An 18,365-nucleotide genomic window follows, 5' to 3' on the forward strand; every position below is an offset into this window, starting at 1 on the left:
GTACTTGTATTTTCCTTTTTGGAGTGTTTGTTATGTTGCTTGTTGGCTTTTTCATGCTGTTTGTTCGCTTTGTCATGCTGAGCGGAGTCGAAGCAAAATAGCGTCACGCTCGTTCACTTCGACTCCGCTCAGTGTGACAAGGTGGGGGCGCGGTGGTGTGGAGCGGGCGTCGCGCCTCTTCACTTCGACCGCCCGGCGGCCCGGTCCGCTCAGTGTGACAAAGCTGGGAAGCGGTGTTGTGGCGAGGGCGGCGCACTTCTTCACTTTGAATGCTCTGCATTCTTCGTTTCATGTTGTCTGCCCCCTTTGTCATGCTGAGCGCAGTCGAAGCATAGGGGCGTCACGCTTCTGCACTTCGACTCCGCTCAGTGTGACAAAGGCGGGAAGCGGTGTTGTGGAGTTGGCGATGCGCTTGTCCACTTCGAGTGCATTCCACTCGCTTCGTTATGCTGTCCATTCCCTTCTTTATGCCGTCCACTCTTTTTGTCATGCTGAGCGCAGTCGAAGCATAGGGGCGTCACGCTTGTCTACTTCGCCTGAATTCCACTCGCTTTGTCATGCTGAGCGGACCGGGCCGCCGGGCGGTCGAAGCAAAATAGCGTCACGCTTCTTCACTTTGCCCGCCCGGCGGCCCGGTGCGCTCAGTGTAACTAGGCGCGAGCGCTATGGTGTGGAGTGGGCGTCACACCTGGCGTTCCTTGCTTCGCTTTTTCTTCCGCTCCTCTCTTTTGGTCAGGGTTCGGATTCTATTCGGCAGAATGTGTTGAATCCGGTGGTGGTTACTGCTACGCGGTTTGAGACGAAGGTGGAGGCTATTGCGCAGAAGATGGTTTTGATTTCGAAGAGTGATATTGAACTGACACCATCGGCGGACCTGACTGATATTGTGCGGAAAACGGCTGCTGTGGATGTGATTCAGTATCCCAATTTGTCTTCCGGTATCGGGATAAGGGGTTTCCGGCCGCAGTTCTCGGGACTAAACCAGCGGACGCTGCTTTTGATCGATGGCCGGCCTGCCGGCGCGACCAACCTTTCACAAATTAACCTCAATGGCGTTGAGCGGATTGAAGTGTTGAAAGGTCCCGCGTCTTCGCTCTATGGCTCGCAGGCAATGGGAGGGGTGATCAATGTAATTACTGCGCGTTCGAAGGGGGACCACAGGGGGTCCACATTTGCTGAATACGGCAGTTTCCAGACTGTTCAGGCCGGGCTGAATTCGGGAGGTAACCTCACCAAAAAGCTTGATTACGACCTTTCTTTCAACTATCTGGAACGTGCAAAAGATTATAAAATCGGCAAAAACAACTGGCTGCGTAATACATTTGGCTTCAATAATGCGCAGAAAAATTATGCTTCCGGCCTAAGTGAAAATGTGGATGAAAGTGTTACCGACGGACAAAGAAGACCTTTCACAAAATTACATTATTACTCCGGCAGGCTGCGGGCGGGATACCAGCTTGCCACAAACTGGCGTCTGGATGTAAGTGGGGAGAGCTTTCAGGCGAAAGATGTGGAATCGCCCGGCGAAATCTCTTCGGGAAGTTCGGAAGCCAGTACCAAGAATGTGGACCGTGCTGCCATAGACTTTTCAATTTCCGGCAAGATCGGCAACCACAGCCCGTCGCTGAAAGTGTTTACCTCCGAAGAAAATACCCGCAATTTCACCCTGAATGTATCCGGTAAGCCCGTGGTACCATTCCGCTCGGCTGAGCTACAAAATGCATGGAAAGGTTTACAGGTAAAAGATGTCTGGAAGCTGGGCAATCACGCGCTGATCCTCGGCTACGATTACCTGAATGCGGCTACCAAAAGCAGAAGATGGACAAACGACACCACCGAGCGCGGCCCCACGCAGCCGGCCTATGCGATCATTTCTTCCGCATTTTACGCGCAGGCGCTGCTTACCTTCAACAAACTGACTTTACAACCTGGAATTCGGTACGATCAGATCACATTTGATGTGCGCAAGACGGCCCTTTTACCTTCCTATAAAGCAGGCAAAACAACAAACCCATTTACCAGTCCGAGCCTGGGTGCGACTTACCAGGTGCTGCCGTTTTTCCAGATTAAAGGTGCATTAGGCCGCGCATTCGTAACTACCGACGCTTACAGTGTGGCTGGTTACAATGAGGTGCGGGATGCGAAAGGCAGGATCGCGGTGACAGCCGGGAATGCCGACCTCAAAAATGAAAGCAGCCTCAGCTGGGACCTGGGCCTGCATTACACCAAACCCAGGTCGGGCTTCTCTGCCGGTGTTACCTATTTTTCTACCAAAGTGGATAACCGGATTGCCAAGATCATTAAAACGACCAGCGAGCCGCAGGCAAATGGCGACATAATCGTGTCCCGGGCCACTTTCGTGAATGCGGCAGACGCGGAGATATCCGGACTTGAAACTGAAATTTCGTACGATCTGGGCGCATTGAATGATTTCAGATATGCATTGCGCGCTTACTGGAACGGTTCGTCAACCTTCAAAGCGCGTGAGCTGATCATTGAAACAGATGGCGCCGCTACAAACCGCGATATCCAGAATGTGGCCAGAAATACATTCAATTATGGTTTGGAATATGACAACCGGAAGTGGCTGCGTGTGCGGCTCTCGGGAAGGTCGGTGGGAACGCGGAAGGATATTGACTACAGCGACCCGGTCAATCCCGAAATCGAATACCCGCAGTATATGGTTTTCGACCTCGCCGCCTCTTTCAAGATCAATCCAATGCATTCGTTAACCATGAAAGTAGCCAATGTAACGGATGAAAATTATTACGAAAAAAGAGGCTATAACCTCCCCGGAAGAGCAGTTTCGGTACGTTACCAGATTATGTTTTAACAAACAAAAAGGCCGGGGATTGCTGCCTTACAATCTCCGGCCCAATAACATCTTTATAACAATTCTAGCGTTTGCTGAGCGATTTCCAGCTCCTCATTCGTAGGTACCACCAGAATTTTTACACCATCCCCCACCCGGCTGATCTCACGGATATTACCTGCGCGTATGTTGTTTTTTTCTTTGTCAAGATGGATATTGAGGTAGTCCATTCCCGTACATACCGCCTCACGGATCGCGGCGTCGTTCTCTCCTACCCCGGCTGTAAAAACAATGGCGTCCAGTCCATTCAAAACAGCTGCATAAGCGCCAATATACTTTTTGATCCGGTAGGCATACATATCCAGGATCAGGCTTGCAGGGCGGCTGCCCTCCTGCTCCATTCTGCGCACGTCGCGCATGTCATTCGATCCTGTAAAGCCGCGCAGGCCTGACTGCTTGTTCAGTATGTCGCTGATTTCATCGGGTGTGTACGTTCCGTTATCCATCAAATGCAGCAGCACCGAGGGATCGATATCCCCGGAACGGGTACCCATGATCAGGCCGCTTAACGGACCGAACCCCATACTTGTATCCACCGACCGGCCACTATCCACGGCGGTAATGCTGCAACCGTTACCCAGGTGAATGCTGATAATCCTGGCATCCTGCTTCCCGAGCCACTGCATTGCTTTTTGTGTTACGTGACCGTGGCTCGTCCCGTGAAAACCATAAACACGCATTTTATCCTTTTCATAAAGCTTCTCGGGTATCGCATACCGGTACGCCACTTCCGGGATAGTCTGGTGAAATGCAGTGTCGAAAACTGCCACCTGCACCGCTTTCGGGAAAGTGGCTTCCGCTACTTCAATGCATTCCAGGCTAACGGGATTATGCAACGGCGCCAGGTCTGACAGTTCTCTGATCTTCTCTTTGATGTCGGCCGTAATGCGTGTGGCTTTTGAGAAATAATCCCCTCCATGTACCACGCGGTGCCCTACCGCCGCAATCTCGTCCGTGTTTTGGATCAAACCGTCTGCCGGATCAGAAAGGAGCCGCAGTACTTTGTTTAAACCAACCGCGTGATCAGCGATATGTTCCTCGCTTTCCAGCACCTTTTCGATGCCGCCAAAGAGCGTTTTGTGTTTGATAAATGCATTTTTCGCACCTATCTTCTCAATGATACCTGTGCAAAGAGGCGCCTCAGAGGGCATTCTGAAGAATTGGTATTTGAGCGAGCTGCTGCCCGCATTGATGACAAGTATGTTCATAGGCTTGTTTTAAACAGGCTGCAAGCCTTCCTGGCACTGAATCGCCGTGATCACTACTGTGTTAAAAATATCATCTACCGTACACCCGCGGCTCAAATCATTGACCGGCTTGTTCAGCCCCTGCAGCATCGGACCAATTGCCAATGCGCCTGTCTCCCGCTGCACCGCCTTGTAGGTATTGTTTCCGGTATTCAAATCCGGGAAAATCAGCACGCTGGCTTTTCCGGCCACTTCCGATTCAGACAGCTTTTGCTTTCCGACGATCGGGTCTACGGCAGCATCGTACTGAATGGGGCCTTCCACTTTCAGGTCGGGCCTTTTTTGTTTTACAATGCGGGTCGCTTCCCTTACTTTCTCCACATCCTCCCCTTCCCCCGAAGAACCCGACGAATAGGACAACATCGCAATGCGGGGCTCGATGCCGAACCTTGCGCTGCTTTCAGCTGACGAAATCGCAATGTCGGCCAGCTGATCGGCGGTAGGATTTGGATTTACCGCACAATCGCCGAACACCGACACGCGCTCGGGCAGGCACATAAAGAAAATAGACGACACGATGGATACGCCGGGTTTGGTTTTGATAAACTGCAATGCAGGCCTGATCGTATGCTGGGTAGTGTGTATCGCACCCGAAACCATTCCGTCTGCCTCTCCCATATACACCATCATGGTTCCGAAATAGGAAACATCCTGCATCAGGTCACGCGCCATTTCCTGGTTCACGTTCCGGTTTTTACGAAGCTCGTACAGCTTCTCAGCATACAGCTCATATTTATCCGAATTGGCCGGATCAATAATGCGGATCTCATTCATATCGGGATTGAGGCCGAGCCGCTTGAAAGACGCGGTGATCTCCGCAGGGTCGCCCAGAATGGTCAGCTGCACCACCTGCTGGTTCACCAGGCGCGTGGCGGCTTTCAGGATCCGGTCATCGTTTCCTTCTGGCAGTACTATGTGTTTTTTCTGATTTTTAGCCCATTTCACCAACTGATACTGGAACATATGCGGCGTAATACCCTGCGGCTGGAAAGTAATGATCCGCTCGTCCAGCGCTTTCACGTCCACATATTTTTCGAAAGTCTCGATAGCCAGACCGATCTTTTTCTTATTATCTGCCGTAATCCGGGAGTTGATGGCGCCGATTGCGGTAGTTGTTTCGAAAGTACCCTTTTCCACTGCCAGGATCGGGATCACGGTTTGCAGACCTTCGATCATCCGCACCACCGGTTCGTCGGGCAAGGTACCTGCGGTGAGCACGATACCTGCCACTTTCGGGTAATTAGTAGAAAGGTTCGCCTGAATAGCCCCGATGATAATGTCGCCCCTGTCGCCTGGTGTTACGATGAGGACATTCTCCTTGATGTGATTAAGAAAGTTGGGCAGCATCATTGCGCCGGTCACGAAATTATCAACCTGGTTCGATATCAGGCTTTCACCAAAAAGTAGCTTGGCCTGCAATGCATCGCATATTTCGCGCATTGTAGGACTTTGTAAATCCTTGTTCCAGGGAATAACCGACAGCATTACATGCGCAGGCACCTGCATTTGCAGCAATGCAGTAATATCTTCCTGCTGCTCGGGCTTGACACGGTTTACAACAATACCGACCACCTGCACTTCCCTGTTTTCGAAATTGTGCAGGATATTGAGTACCGCACTTACGATCTGCGAAGTAGATTTATTCTGTCCGCCGACAATGGCGAGCACGGGCGCGCCGAGGTTTTTCGCGATTGCCGCATTGGATTCAAACTCGAATGCAATACCCTCGCCGAGAAAATCGCTGCCTTCGATCACAGTAAAATCGTAGGTATCTTCCAGCTTTTTGTACTTGCTGATGATGGTATCCAGCATTTCACCCTGGTTTTCTGACTCGGTGAACTGCAGTACCTGCTGCCTGGTGAATGCGAAGGTATCCTCGTAAGGAACGGGGAGCGCAAAATAGTCGAGTATCGCTTCCACATGCCGCTCTTTCTTGCCCGGCGGCTGCTCGGAAATGATCGGTTTGAAATACCCTACCTTCTCGGTTTTGCCGAGTAACATATTCACGAGGCCGAGGGCCAGCACCGACTTGCCTGTAAATGGTTCTGCCGAAGCTATAAAAATGGATTTTGTCATAAATGGAAGTCTGTTTGGACAGTTCGCTTTAACCAGAACCGCACCATAGTAAAAGCAATGTGGCTAATCTGAGCCATATTTTTGCAAATGCGCTGCCAGAAAATCTTTCAGGCCGTAGAGGTCAGTAAGGTCGGCAGATTTTCGCAAAAAGGTCATTGCGCCCAGTTCAACGCTTTTAGTGGCCACACTGTCTGTATAATCGGCACTGTTGATCACAACCGGAATATCTTTCCACTTTGGATTCATCCGGTTGCCGGAATTTTTAAGGATTTGCAGGAGCTCATACCCATCCATTTCCGCCATATTCAGGTCGAGCATGATCAATGCAGGAAACTCCTCGTCCCCTGCGGTACCATCTATGGCGGCCACTCTTTCCAAAAATGACCTGGCGCCATCGAAGAACTCTATCTTTCCTTCCGGTAAAAACCTCCCCAGGAAATGGTTCAGCAAGAACCTGTAATCGGCAGAGTCGTCGACAATGAAAACGGGTCTCATGGTTTCGCTGGTCGGGTAAGGATTTGTTGATATGAGCAAAGAATTAAGGCGAAAAGCAACAATCATGCCAATTTTGAAATAGTACCTGCCGAATAATCATGGTTGTAACACAGTAGACTACCATTTCTTTGTTTTTATATAGGCTTAAAACTTTTACTTTTACCTACCTCCTTTATTAGAAACAAACAAAAAAAACCTTACTCCGTAAATAAAATCTGAATGTCTGAAGATGCGAATGATGAATACGTAAATCTGACACCTGGCAGCAAGCCGGTGCCCGTGGTAGCGATTGGAGGATCTGCGGGAGGGCAACTTGCTGTGACCGAGCTTTTGCAGCATCTTCCGCCGGATACCGGCCTGGCATTTGTATATATTCAACATCTATCCCCCGAATTTGAAAGCCGGCTTTCGTCCATTCTAGCGAAGGCTACGCAGATGAAAGTGCTGGAAGCAGCACCACTGATGCAGATTTCCCCCAACCACCTTTACGTCATCCCTCCGAACAAGGGAATGGAAATCATAGACGGCGTACTGGTGCTGGTACCCAGAAAGCCGCGCCCGCACATTCATCTTCCGATCGACCAGTTTTTTATATCTCTTTCGGAAAGACAAAAGGACGGTGCAATCGGTATTGTATTGTCGGGTATGGCGAGTGACGGAACGCTGGGACTGAAAGCAATTAAAGTAGCGGGAGGCATCACTTTCGCGCAGGATGAAAGTGCAGAATTTTCCGAAATGCCGCAGTCGGCGATCAGTGAGGGTGTGGTCGATATGGTGCTGAGCCCGAAAGACATTGCCGCCGAACTGGTGCGGCTGAGCCAGCATGCCGATATATTCCAGCTTACGAACGAGACACAGGAAAATATAGAAGAAGATTCCACCGACAAAGACCTTGCAAAGATTCTCGCATTTGTAAAGTCATCGGTAGGGATAGATTTTGGTCATTATAAAAAAAGCACGATCCGCAGGCGGATCATCAGGCGAATGCTGTTGTACAAGCTGGACAAGCTGAGCCAGTATATGGACTACCTGAAACAGCATCCTGCCGAGGCCACTATCCTTTACAATGACCTGCTTATTAACGTAACCAGCTTTTTCCGGGATGAGCAGACAATGGACTACCTTAAAAAGCAGATCCTTCCTGCCATTATCAAAAACAAAAATGCGGGGGATCCTGTCAGGCTTTGGGTAACGGCTTGTTCCACGGGACAGGAAGCGTATTCCATTGCCATGATCATTATGGAAATACTTGGTGAACGTACCGCCAGTATTCCGATCCAGATCTTTGCAACCGACCTGAGCGAAACTGCTATTGCCAAAGCGCGGGTTGGCGTATATACCCAGAGTGAGGTAAAGGATATCTCTGTACGAAGACTAGACCGCTTTTTTACCAAAACCGACGAGCAGTACCGGATCAACAAGCCTATCCGTGACCTGTGCGTGTTTGCACCGCATAACCTGCTTACCGACCCGCCGTTTTCAAGGCTGGATATGGTCACCTGCCGCAATCTGCTGATATACCTGGATGATATGCTGCAGAAAAAAGCGCTCGCGACTTTCCATTATTCCCTGAACCCGGGCGGCGTGCTGGTACTCGGAAAATCGGAGGCAGTAGGCAGCTCGCCTTCGCATTTCTCGCAGATTGAAAAGGAATACAAGGTTTTTGCAAGAAAAAACAATACGGTTGCACGGATTCCATCGGACATCAGTATTAAAAGAAACGCTTTCGTAATTGACACCAAAACTTCTACCTCTAAGAGCCAGGAAATGCTACCCCCACAAGATCTGGATAAGCTTGTTGACACCTGGCTGCTAAGCAATTTTATCCCGCCAAGTATTATTGTAGATCAGGATATGGAGATTCTCCAGTTCCGCGGCTCTACGAGTCTCTTCCTTGAACACGCCACAGGCAAAGCCAGCCTGAACCTTTCGAAAATGGCGCGGCCGTCACTTGTTTTCGAGTTGCGTAATGCGATACACAAGGCAAGAAAGACCTCCCAGCCGACCAGCAAGTCGGGCCTGGAAGTGATCGTAGATGGTGTGGTACATTACGTCGAGATCAAGGCGGTGCCAATTACGAGCTCGGCCAATCAGCAGTTGTTCCTCATCCTTTTTGAGGAGTTGAAGGATAATCCAGCCTCCCTGGGTGTCGTGGAAATGGAAGCGGACAAGCGCGTTCTGATGCTGGAAGCAGAACTGGCAGCGCTGCGGCAGGATATGCACTCGATCATTGAAGAACAGGAGGCCAGCAATGAAGAGCTGCAATCGGCGAATGAAGAGATTGTCAGCAGCAACGAAGAGCTGCAGAGCATCAATGAAGAACTCGAGACCAGCAAGGAGGAAATTGAATCTGCAAATGAGGAATTGCAGACGATCAACCAGGAGCTGCAGGTAAGAAACGACCAGCTCAGCGAATCCTACGACTATTCGGAAGCGATCCTGGATACCATTAATGAAGCCACCCTCGTACTCGACGATCAGCTCAGGATCAAGGTGGCGAACAAAGCGTTTTACCGCGTGTTCCGTACCAATCCGGAGAGTACAGTGGGAAGTACAGTTTATGAGCTGGGCAACCGCAAACTCGATTTCAGCGGATTCAGCGACTTAATGCATAACCTGATCAGCCGAAATGCCCCGATCACCGGATTTGAGGTCAAGCTGGAAGTAAACTCCGGAGACGAACGCATCATGCTGATCCACGCGCGGAAAGTCCTGCTGCACCGCAAGCAGACGATCCTGCTTGTATTCGAAGATAATACGGAGCACCACAAAGCGCAAAGTCTGCTCAAAGAGCGCCAGCAATGGTTTGAGGAGCTAGTCGACAATGCAACCGCCATGATCTGGGTATCGCGGCCTGACGGGAAGGTCAATTACCTGAACAAAGCTTGGCTGGATTTCACGGGACAATCTTACGAGAAAGAAAAGGGACATTTACTGGCGGAAAGCATCCACCCGGAAGACCGGGACTGGTACAAGGAGCTTTCTGTCAAAAGCATGAACGACAGATCGCCCTACACGGCTGAATACAGGTTGCGGAGGCGTGACGGCGAGTACCAGTGGATACTGGAAAATACGAAGCCGATGTTTTCCAGCAACGGGGTTTTCTCCGGGTATATAGCCACCTGCACCAATGTTCATTTGCAAAAAACACTAACCCAGCAGCTCAACCTGCATGTGGAGGAAAGAACAAGAGAACTTACCAATGCCAATACCGGACTCGAAAGGGCCAATGCAGAACTGAGGCGCACGGCCGCCCGACTGCGGAGTGTACTGAACGGCGTACCCGCCGCGCTGACCTTAATGGAAGCGGTGTACTCGCCGGAGGGGAAAGTGGTTGACTTCATTACTTCCATTTACAACGACGTAGCGCTCGAACTCACCGGAATGAGCGAGTCGGACCTGACCGAGAAAACGCTGCTGCAATGGTATCCCGACTTCCGCGACACCGGACTGTTTGACCTTTATACCGAAGTACTTACCACAGGAAATACAGCCTATCGCGAAGTGAGCGGATTGAGGATTGCTCCCGGAAAAACGGCCGCATTCCTGATCACGCGGCAAGTGGATCTGGCGGGTATAGTGGTGACTGTACTGGATATTACAGACCGCAAGCAGGCAGAAACGAGATTGGTACAAACTGCCGAGAATTTGCAGGCTGTGCTCAACAGCTCCCCTGCTTCTATCGGCTTTTTCAAGGGGATATACGAAGGCGACGAGCCTGTTGATTTCAGATTGGCTGTTTGCAATGAGAAATATGCGACCGGTTTGGGCAAGCAGGTTGGTGAAATGCTGGGAATGCTCGCCTCAGAACTTTATCCGGCGGAAAAAGTGAAGATAATGACGGAGGTACTTGCCAAAAAAGAGTACCGCTACGAAGAAATATTAAGTGAGGAACCCGAACGCAAATGGGCGGGTGTTTCCATATCCCAGCACGACCACGGCGTAGCGATCACGGAACTGGATATCAGCTCCCTGAAAGAAGCAAAATCCCACCAGGACGAACTGATCGAGCAGCTGAACGGATCCGTAGAGATCATCGAGTCGCTTTCGGTAGTGAAGGAATATGTGCGCCAGCGGGGCTCTTTCCTGCGGTCGACCTTCCATGACCTGCGCGGCAGCTTTGGCATTATCAGCGGGGCAGCATCTCTGATGAATATCATGGAAACGGAAGAGGACAGGAAGAAGACCGTCGATATGATCCAGCGTAACCTGGGCCAGGTTGCGCAGATGATGAACCAGCTGCTCGATTTTGCAAGACTGGAATCAGGACAGGAAAGACTGGAAATCACTTCATTCAACGTTTCCCAGTTGTTGCGGGAGTTGTGTGATGGTTCTTCCCCAATGGCAGCGACCAAAAATCTGTCGCTTCAATGTGAAGGACCAGCCGAGCTGGTGATTAACGGAGATGTAGTGAAAATCAGGCGCATTGCTCAAAATCTACTGCTGAATGCAATCAGGTATACAGCAGCCGGCAGTGTGAATGTGAGCTGGAACGAAGCCGGTTTTGGCGACAATCCGGGCTGGCAGTTCAGTATTGCGGATACCGGAGTGGGGATTTCCCCAAAACTGATCGACCGCATTCTGGGCGATGACGGCGACGAAGACCAGCAGGAAAAAGGACGCGACAAGAAAGAAAATAATGGGGAAGGTATTGGGCTGTTTATTGTTAAGCACCTGATCAGGCTGCTGAAAGGAGACTTGCAGATCACCAGTGGTGAAGCGGGTACAACCTTTGTAGTTAGTCTTCCAAAAACATATTAACCAAGGAAACCGGGTGGCATAAGTTGAATAGTGTAGTCTCGGAGGCGAAAAATATGACTGATATGATTAGAGAAATGTACATTGTCGACGACAATCCCGATTTCCATTTTCTGCTTTACAAAGCGTTCAAACAATTTGGCGGGCAGTATGCAATGAAATTTTTTGAAGACGGCAAAGTGCTGCACAGACACCTGAATACGCTGATCACTCAACAAAAGAGTGATCAGCTGCCGGGATTAATTATTGTGGATCTCAACATGCCGGGCATGAACGGACTCGACCTGCTCAAAGCACTCCGCCAGCAGAGAGCCCAAACCGACACCTACCTCAACGAAATCCCCGTGGTGGTGATGAGCAGCGAAACACGCACGGACAAAATCCATCAATGTTACCAGTTCGGCGCTGACGCTTACATTGTTAAGCCTATGGAGCTCGAAAACCTCAAAAACACGCTGCAGGGAATCTGTAACTTTTGGCTGGGCAGGAGGGTTACGGCAAATTGATTTGAGAAAATAGCAGGCGAGAATTCCCTGCTCGTTTCGCGCTATTATATACCTTCGGAACCGGGCAGGGAACTTCTATATCTTACTTGTGGGATTTGTGGGATGCCGGAGAGTTACTTGAATGTTTGAACAACTCTTCGGCCATTTCAAGATGGTGCTTTAATGCAGGGATCTTTGCATCTGCCCAGCTTTTCAATTCATTATCCTGCCCTTTGTTGGACTCTGTCTGGAAAAGCCCGATCGTTTGTTCGTGTGAGGCAATCATCATATTCATATAAAGCATATCGAAGGGTTCGCCTTTCATCGCTGCAAGACTATCGTACTGCTGCTTTGCCGCTTTGCCCAGTCCGGCTGGTATTTGGATCTGCTTCTTTTTAGCGAGTGCTTTCAGCTCATCATTTACTTTGGTATGGTCTTTCACCATCATTTTACCAAATTCCTTCACCTTCGGGGAGACGCCGTTTTTAGCAGCGAGGTTACCGAGCTGTACTTCCAGCATCCCTCCTTCTGCAGCTTTAAGAACAAATTGCTGATCTGGCGAATCCAGCCGGAGGCCCGACAATGCCGCGAGCATGATAACAATGGTGAAGCAACTTGCCCACACGATGATCGTCTTCATAAATGTTTTGTTTAAATGTTACTGATTTAGCGTGCGGTTTTTGTAAAAATGCATGCCAGTGGCGGGAGTATAGAGCTGGGCATCCCCAAAAAGGACGCGGCCCAATTATGCGCTGCCGTTAACAACAATCCGCATAATCAGGCCGCATTGCCTGCAAGTCCGATCTTCTACTCGTGGTCGGTAGAATCGTGACCCTGTGTTTTTACAATCTTGTTGTAAGTTCCCAGCAGCAGGAATGGCGCCGCCCATTGTCCAACAAACAATGCAGTATGTTTTCGTCCAAGGATTTTCAATGTAAGTGACGCGCCCATTGAAGCGATCGCCGCCCATAAAAAGATGTCTGAGGGCAACTTCGCGGTTTGTTCCTCAATGGCTTCTGCTACTTTTCCTTCGCGGTGTTGCGGATTAATTTGATCGTTCATATCTGTTGATTTAAGCCTGCACCCGTTTGCAGGCACCGGGTTTGATCAAAAATTATTCCAACTGCCTTCATCTACCCCAAAATTGGACTGAAATCAGGCACAATACGAGCCTTACAACCTCTGGTTTTGAGTGGAATAGTTTTTTCTCTTACTGCCTGCATCACAGTCTTCACAGTATAGTATCATATGACCACACTTTCCAGAACTTGCCTCGCAGCAATCTTCATTTTGTTTGCGTGCAGCTCCGTATTCGCACAATTAACCATTTTCAACGTTTCTTCATCCGATATTGCCGACGCCCGGCAGATCAGCATTCAGCAACAATTCGAGATCAATGATCAGATCGAGTCCTCTACAACACTTACCTATGGTCTTGGAAAAGGCTGGGAAGCGGGATTGAATCTCATTAATGTGGATTACAATTATAAGACGAGGCATTTTGAGGTCAACGATACCACAACCATACTTCCATTCGCGCCCCTGTTGCTGGCCAATGCGCAGAAATCTTTTGAGCTGAACGATCATTTTTCCACAGGTTTCGGGGCTGTGGCGGGTACCAATCTCACAGGCAGCCACGGGCACAGGTTTGTTTACTACGGATATGCCAACCTGCTCGCGACAGTGGGAAGCCAGGATCAGTACCAGTTTGTAGCCGGGCCGTACATTAGTAACCACCGTTACCTGAGCGACGGTCCCGTTTACGGGGTTCAAAGCGGGGTTGATCTTGGATTCTGGTATAAAAAAATCCATTTTCTTGCTGACTGGATCTCGGGGTCACATAACAAAGGGCGCCTTACCGCCGGTATCGAGCTTTTCCTGGCAGAGCGTTTCCCGCTTTCACTCGGCTGGCAGCGTTCCAATGCCGATGGTTCGCAGGCTGCGGTTGTACAATTAACGATTTTACCAAAATGAGTCTGAATATTCCCACGTTTTCTCAAAACCCATCATGAAAACAGCAGAGACAAAACATTCCTTCTTCTATCGGAACAGTTTAAGTATCGTATTTATCACCTTGTTCCTGGTGACGCTCGCGGGACAGGCCATTACCGGCTGGCACGAGCATAATTCGGAGCTTGAACAGGACAATGCCCCCGCAATCGGGTTTACAGCTTACCTGCAAAGCGGGCACTTCATTTCTGCCACATTTGAAAACTTTGAAAGTGAATTCCTGCAAATGGCACTGTACGTGGTACTCACCGTGGGACTACGCCAGAAAGGCTCCGCGGAATCCAAGTCGCTGGATGAAAAAGAAGAGGTAGACCGTGAGCCACGCCCGGGAAAAGACGCGCCCTGGGCAGTTAATAAAGGAGGTTGGATACTGAAACTATATGAAAATTCGCTGTTCGCGATGTTCCTGGTTCTGTTCCTGATCAGCTGGTACCTGCACCTTTACGGAAGCTGGGTGGACCATAATGAACAGCAGGTTTTAAACGGAATGCCGGCGGATACGATGGGAAACTACCTGACGCAGGCTAATTTCTGGTTTGAGGCATTTCAAAACTGGCAGAGCGAATTCCTTTCCATTGCGAGCATTGTAGTATTTACCATTTTCCTTCGTCAGAAAGGTTCTCCCGAATCCAAGCCCGTAGATGCGCCTGACTCAGAAACAGGTAAATGAGGTTACCAGACTACGCTACCGACGTATAAGCATCCTGGGTATCATCAGAAAATTCGGTCAACTCGGCTGCCAGCGTGTGGCTCAGGGAGGCCAGCTGGCTGATGTGCGCGTGACAGGCCAGGGCGGCCTCGCTATCTTCATCTATATGTGAGAGCAACAGCTCGTATGCGCTGATCAGCTGCTGCTCTCCCCGGATCAGATCGGAAAGCAAGCCAGCAAGGTTATCAGCGTCCATTGAATCGTCGTTTTTACTTCTAGTAATACTCGCCAGATCACCATCATTCAGGTTGCACTTCACCGACTCGTAAAGCGCACCCATTTCCTTTTTGTACAAAAGGGAAATCATAAATCCATTGCTGCACGTTTTTCGCAACGCAGCAGAGATCTCCAACCCCATTACAGACCTGAAAAGCTCTTCCTGCTTTTTAATCAGCCTCCAAACGCGGGCGGTACACTTGACGATATCTCTTGAACTCTCTGACATGGATATGGGATAAAACTTTGAGCGCGATTATAAAAATCGTGCCAAAAATCCGCTTCCACACTTTTGAAAAAAGAGGTGAGCGGCTGCTGGCATGCATTTTTATTAGCGACCGGCGAAAATTTATCAACAACAAACTTAAAATGCGTCTTATGAAAAAGTTGAAATTGCTCCTGATGCTTACCGCCGGAATGTTCGTGGCCGTATCCTGTAATGATGATGACGATGATAATGTGGGGACTATGGTACCCGAAGCCGACAGGATGTTTGTAACAAATGCAGCAGACGGGGGAATGTTTGAAGTGAAAGCGGGAGAGATGGCGGTTGCAAAAGGCGACACGGCCGGAACAGGTATGGTAATGGGATCGGATACAATGAGCATCAAATCTTTCGGGCAAATGATGATAACTGACCACACCAAAGCCAATAATGAGCTGAAAGGAATTGCAGATCCCAAGAAAGTGGAAATCCCTGCGACACTGAGCGCGGCCAAGCAAAAAATGCTGGACAGCCTGAACACTGCCTCTGGTGCTGCATTCAATATGATGTATGTGCGTATGATGGTTGCTTCCCACAAGGAAACCGTTTCGCTGTTTGAAAAACAGTCAAACACAGGTCAGGATGCCGAGCTTAAATCATGGGCTTCTCAAAAGCTGCCTACTTTGAGACACCATCTTGAAATGGCGGAAATGATGCATGATAAAATGTAAAGTGCATTTTAAAAGACAATAATCATGGAAAACGACAAAGCACAATCCGATAAGGAAAGGGTCCTCAAAAATGACCCGACCTCAGGCGGGCGGAATGCCACCGACAACTTCAATGAGGACGAGGTGGATGATTACGGGATCGATTACAGCAAGCCCGGCGCAGAAGAAGAACTGGAAGCGCGCATTACCAACAAGGGCGGACGCGGGGCAAACAGCGGGGACAGAAACCCCAATGACGAGTTCGACGACAAGTACGAAGACGAGTAATGTTCCATTATTGCAAGCAGCCGGATCTGAACCCCGGCTGCTTATTTCGGTTACAAGATTAATTACACGGTTTTTTGATCAATTATGGCGGACAGACATATAGAAAATGAGCTGCTTGAATCCCCTTCCTCGGCACAGATAAAAGTACTTCCGGGGAGACCTTATCCACTGGGCGCTTCATTTGACGGAAACGGCGTCAACTTTGCAGTTTTCTCAGAGAATGCAGATGGCGTGGAGCTTTGCCTTTTTAAAGCTGAAAACGATTGTGAGGAGGATATCAAGATTAAGATTGAAGAAGTGACACACCATATCTGGCACGTTTACGTACCAGGGCTGCAACCCGGCCAACTTTACGGTTACCGCGTGCACGGCCGCTTTGAGCCGGAAAACGGACACCGGTTCAACCCCAACAAGCTGCTGGTGGACCCTTATAGCCGCGCGCTGGCTGGTGAGCTGAAATGGAATGAGGCGCTGTTTGCATACAAGATTGGCGATAAAGAGGAAGATTTGAGTTTCAGCGAAAGCGACAGTGCCCCCTATATCCCCAAATCGGTGGTCATTGATTGTCAGTTTGACTGGGAAGACGACACACGCCCCGACATTCCTTATCATGATTCGATCATTTACGAAGCACATGTAAAAGGGCTCACATTTACACACCCAGACATTCCCGAAGAGATCCGGGGTACTTACGCGGGAGTAGCACACCCGGTTACAATCGATTACCTGAAATCACTGGGCATTACCGCTATTGAGCTGATGCCCGTGCACCAGTTTGTCGCAGACCAGCACCTGCTTGAAAAAGGACTTACCAATTACTGGGGGTACAACACGCTTGGCTTCTTTGCACCGGACTCGCGTTACAGCAGCACCGGTAAGAACGGCGAGCAGGTTTCGGAATTCAAGAATATGGTCAAGGAACTGCACAAGGCAGGAATTGAAGTGATCCTTGACGTAGTGTACAATCATACTGCGGAAGGCAACCACATGGGCCCTACCCTGTGCTTCAAAGGATTTGATAATGCTTCGTACTACCGGCTCACCCCGGAAGACCAGCGTTATTACATGGATTACACGGGTACTGGCAACACATTGAATGTACAATTGCCCAATGTACTCGCATTGATCATGGACAGCCTGCGCTACTGGATCACTGAAATGCATGTTGACGGCTTCCGGTTTGACCTTGCGTCTACACTGGCACGTACCCTGCACGAGACAGACAACCTGGGCTCTTTCTTCAACATCATTCACCAGGATCCTGTTATCTCCCGCGTGAAGCTGATTGCGGAACCCTGGGACATTGGTGATTCTGGTTATATGGTGGGTAAATTCCCTCCCGGCTGGGCAGAATGGAACGACATGTTCCGGGATGAAGTCCGTGATTTCTGGCGTGGGGAAGAGGTATCTTTAAGCACTTTCGCCAACCGTTTCACAGGCAGCCCCGACCTTTATCGCGGCGATTACCGCAGGCCCACAGCCAGCATCAACTTCGTTACCGCGCACGACGGCTTTACATTGCACGATCTTGTTTCGTACAATGAAAAGCACAATGAAGCGAACGGAGAAGATAATAAGGATGGGTCCGACGATAACAGGTCGTGGAACTGCGGCGTGGAGGGAGAAACTGACGACGAAGGCATCATTCAGCTCAGAAACAAACAGAAACGCAACTTCCTCGCGACCATGTTTCTCTCACAGGGCGTTCCGATGCTGGTTGCCGGTGACGAGCTGGGGCGCAGCCAGGGAGGTAACAACAACAGCTACTGCCAGGACGATGAAATTTCATGGATACTTTGGGACAAAGCAGATCAAAAGCTTCTTGAATTCACCAGATCGCTCATACGGTTTTGTAAAGAACACCCTACTTTCCGCCGCCGCCGCTGGTTCCAGGGCTTGCCGCTCCACGGATCCGAAGTAAAGGATATTATGTGGATGCTGCCGGACGGAAGTCAGGTTACGGATGATCAATGGAATTCTGCGGCTGCGGGTGTATTTGGTGTGTACCTGAATGGAAACGGTATCCGTTGCGTCGATATGAACAATGAACGGATTGTAGACGATACTTTCTTCCTCATTTTCAACTGCACGCCGGAAGCGGTGGACTTCGTACTTCCGTCTGACGATTGCGGCGACGAATGGCGCATTGTCATCGATACCGACGCGTGTATGATCGCGGAATCGGGCGACGATTTCAAGCCGGGAGAAGTACTTTCCATCCCTGACCGGAGCGTAATGGTATTGAAATGTCCGAATGAAAAATCGGCCAGCGTATAGGATAACCCAGCGAAAAG

Annotated in this window: 14 protein-coding genes; 8 read left to right on the plus strand and 6 right to left on the minus strand. The window is 49.8% G+C overall.

From position 1 onward, the window contains the following. Positions 1–133 precede the first annotated feature (133 nt). On the plus strand, positions 134–2,833 hold the full coding sequence (locus AC1XTG_RS17890; protein ID WP_484842887.1) for a TonB-dependent receptor plug domain-containing protein: 2,700 nt from the start codon (positions 134–136) through the stop codon (positions 2,831–2,833). A 53-nt stretch (positions 2,834–2,886) separates the two neighbouring features. On the opposite strand, the gene AC1XTG_RS17895 is transcribed toward AC1XTG_RS17890, so the two are convergent. The 3 genes from AC1XTG_RS17895 to AC1XTG_RS17905 all read right to left on the minus strand — a co-directional run bounded on the left by AC1XTG_RS17895 (position 2,887) and on the right by AC1XTG_RS17905 (position 6,690). Then, entirely contained in the window at positions 2,887–4,080 is a 1,194-nt protein-coding gene (locus AC1XTG_RS17895) for an acetate/propionate family kinase (protein WP_484842888.1), read from the minus strand. Positions 4,081–4,089: 9 nt separating this feature from the next. Further along, complete coding sequence (gene pta / locus AC1XTG_RS17900; protein ID WP_484842889.1) at positions 4,090–6,195, minus strand: phosphate acetyltransferase; 2,106 nt, start codon at positions 6,193–6,195, stop codon at positions 4,090–4,092. Positions 6,196–6,258: 63 nt separating this feature from the next. Further along, the gene (locus AC1XTG_RS17905) at positions 6,259–6,690 is read right to left on the minus strand and encodes a response regulator (protein ID WP_162242742.1); all 432 of its coding nucleotides are present in this window, start codon (positions 6,688–6,690) and stop codon (positions 6,259–6,261) included. A 219-nt stretch (positions 6,691–6,909) separates the two neighbouring features. Between AC1XTG_RS17905 and AC1XTG_RS17910 the strand changes: the two genes are divergently transcribed. Together AC1XTG_RS17910 and AC1XTG_RS17915 are read left to right on the plus strand one after the other, a co-directional pair. Beyond that, positions 6,910–11,451 carry a CheR family methyltransferase gene (locus AC1XTG_RS17910; RefSeq protein ID WP_484842890.1) on the plus strand — a complete coding sequence of 1,514 codons (4,542 nt, stop codon included), beginning with the start codon at positions 6,910–6,912 and terminating at the stop codon, positions 11,449–11,451. A gap of 62 nt (positions 11,452–11,513) precedes the next feature. Then, on the plus strand, positions 11,514–11,954 hold the full coding sequence (locus tag AC1XTG_RS17915) for a response regulator (RefSeq protein ID WP_484842891.1): 441 nt from the start codon (positions 11,514–11,516) through the stop codon (positions 11,952–11,954). An 82-nt stretch (positions 11,955–12,036) separates the two neighbouring features. Here the strand turns inward: AC1XTG_RS17915 and AC1XTG_RS17920 are convergent, their stop codons facing one another. Together AC1XTG_RS17920 and AC1XTG_RS17925 are read right to left on the minus strand one after the other, a co-directional pair. Beyond that, positions 12,037–12,573: a DUF4142 domain-containing protein gene (locus AC1XTG_RS17920; RefSeq protein ID WP_484842892.1), complete on the minus strand. Its 537-nt coding sequence runs from the start codon at positions 12,571–12,573 to the stop codon at positions 12,037–12,039. 167 nt (positions 12,574–12,740) lie between these two features. Continuing rightward, on the minus strand, positions 12,741–12,995 hold the full coding sequence (locus tag AC1XTG_RS17925; RefSeq protein ID WP_056286411.1) for a hypothetical protein: 255 nt from the start codon (positions 12,993–12,995) through the stop codon (positions 12,741–12,743). Between the two features lie 186 nt (positions 12,996–13,181). Here AC1XTG_RS17925 and AC1XTG_RS17930 point away from each other — a divergent pair, with 186 nt between their 5' ends. Both AC1XTG_RS17930 and AC1XTG_RS17935 read left to right on the plus strand, forming a co-directional pair. After that, positions 13,182–13,907 carry a hypothetical protein gene (locus tag AC1XTG_RS17930; protein ID WP_484842893.1) on the plus strand — a complete coding sequence of 242 codons (726 nt, stop codon included), beginning with the start codon at positions 13,182–13,184 and terminating at the stop codon, positions 13,905–13,907. 34 nt (positions 13,908–13,941) lie between these two features. Beyond that, positions 13,942–14,613: a DUF6766 family protein gene (locus AC1XTG_RS17935; protein WP_056284600.1), complete on the plus strand. Its 672-nt coding sequence runs from the start codon at positions 13,942–13,944 to the stop codon at positions 14,611–14,613. 10 nt (positions 14,614–14,623) lie between these two features. On the opposite strand, the gene AC1XTG_RS17940 is transcribed toward AC1XTG_RS17935, so the two are convergent. Next, a complete protein-coding gene (locus AC1XTG_RS17940; protein WP_056284603.1) occupies positions 14,624–15,097 on the minus strand; it encodes a hypothetical protein in 474 nt (157 codons plus the stop codon). A 149-nt stretch (positions 15,098–15,246) separates the two neighbouring features. Between AC1XTG_RS17940 and AC1XTG_RS17945 the strand changes: the two genes are divergently transcribed. From AC1XTG_RS17945 to glgX, 3 genes are all read left to right on the plus strand, one after another. Then, positions 15,247–15,804: a DUF4142 domain-containing protein gene (locus AC1XTG_RS17945; RefSeq protein WP_484842894.1), complete on the plus strand. Its 558-nt coding sequence runs from the start codon at positions 15,247–15,249 to the stop codon at positions 15,802–15,804. 24 nt (positions 15,805–15,828) lie between these two features. Next, the gene (locus AC1XTG_RS17950) at positions 15,829–16,071 is read left to right on the plus strand and encodes a hypothetical protein (RefSeq protein ID WP_056284608.1); all 243 of its coding nucleotides are present in this window, start codon (positions 15,829–15,831) and stop codon (positions 16,069–16,071) included. Positions 16,072–16,155: 84 nt separating this feature from the next. Beyond that, the gene (gene glgX, locus AC1XTG_RS17955) at positions 16,156–18,348 is read left to right on the plus strand and encodes a glycogen debranching protein GlgX (protein ID WP_484842895.1); all 2,193 of its coding nucleotides are present in this window, start codon (positions 16,156–16,158) and stop codon (positions 18,346–18,348) included. Positions 18,349–18,365 lie beyond the last annotated feature (17 nt).

The sequence above is a fragment of the Dyadobacter sp. HNCC25DJ183 genome (assembly GCF_056895175.1).

Excerpts from the sequence above, each read along its gene's own strand:
- AC1XTG_RS17895 (WP_484842888.1), bottom strand. The coding sequence starts at position 4,080 with ATGAACATACTTGTCATCAATGCGGGCAGCAGCTCGCTCAAATACCAA.
- pta (WP_484842889.1), bottom strand. The coding sequence starts at position 6,195 with ATGACAAAATCCATTTTTATAGCTTCGGCAGAACCATTTACAGGCAAG.
- AC1XTG_RS17905 (WP_162242742.1), bottom strand. The coding sequence starts at position 6,690 with ATGAGACCCGTTTTCATTGTCGACGACTCTGCCGATTACAGGTTCTTG.
- AC1XTG_RS17910 (WP_484842890.1), top strand. The coding sequence starts at position 6,910 with ATGTCTGAAGATGCGAATGATGAATACGTAAATCTGACACCTGGCAGC.
- AC1XTG_RS17915 (WP_484842891.1), top strand. The coding sequence starts at position 11,514 with ATGATTAGAGAAATGTACATTGTCGACGACAATCCCGATTTCCATTTT.
- AC1XTG_RS17920 (WP_484842892.1), bottom strand. The coding sequence starts at position 12,573 with ATGAAGACGATCATCGTGTGGGCAAGTTGCTTCACCATTGTTATCATG.
- AC1XTG_RS17925 (WP_056286411.1), bottom strand. The coding sequence starts at position 12,995 with ATGAACGATCAAATTAATCCGCAACACCGCGAAGGAAAAGTAGCAGAA.
- AC1XTG_RS17930 (WP_484842893.1), top strand. The coding sequence starts at position 13,182 with ATGACCACACTTTCCAGAACTTGCCTCGCAGCAATCTTCATTTTGTTT.
- AC1XTG_RS17935 (WP_056284600.1), top strand. The coding sequence starts at position 13,942 with ATGAAAACAGCAGAGACAAAACATTCCTTCTTCTATCGGAACAGTTTA.
- AC1XTG_RS17940 (WP_056284603.1), bottom strand. The coding sequence starts at position 15,097 with ATGTCAGAGAGTTCAAGAGATATCGTCAAGTGTACCGCCCGCGTTTGG.
- AC1XTG_RS17945 (WP_484842894.1), top strand. The coding sequence starts at position 15,247 with ATGAAAAAGTTGAAATTGCTCCTGATGCTTACCGCCGGAATGTTCGTG.
- AC1XTG_RS17950 (WP_056284608.1), top strand. The coding sequence starts at position 15,829 with ATGGAAAACGACAAAGCACAATCCGATAAGGAAAGGGTCCTCAAAAAT.
- glgX (WP_484842895.1), top strand. The coding sequence starts at position 16,156 with ATGGCGGACAGACATATAGAAAATGAGCTGCTTGAATCCCCTTCCTCG.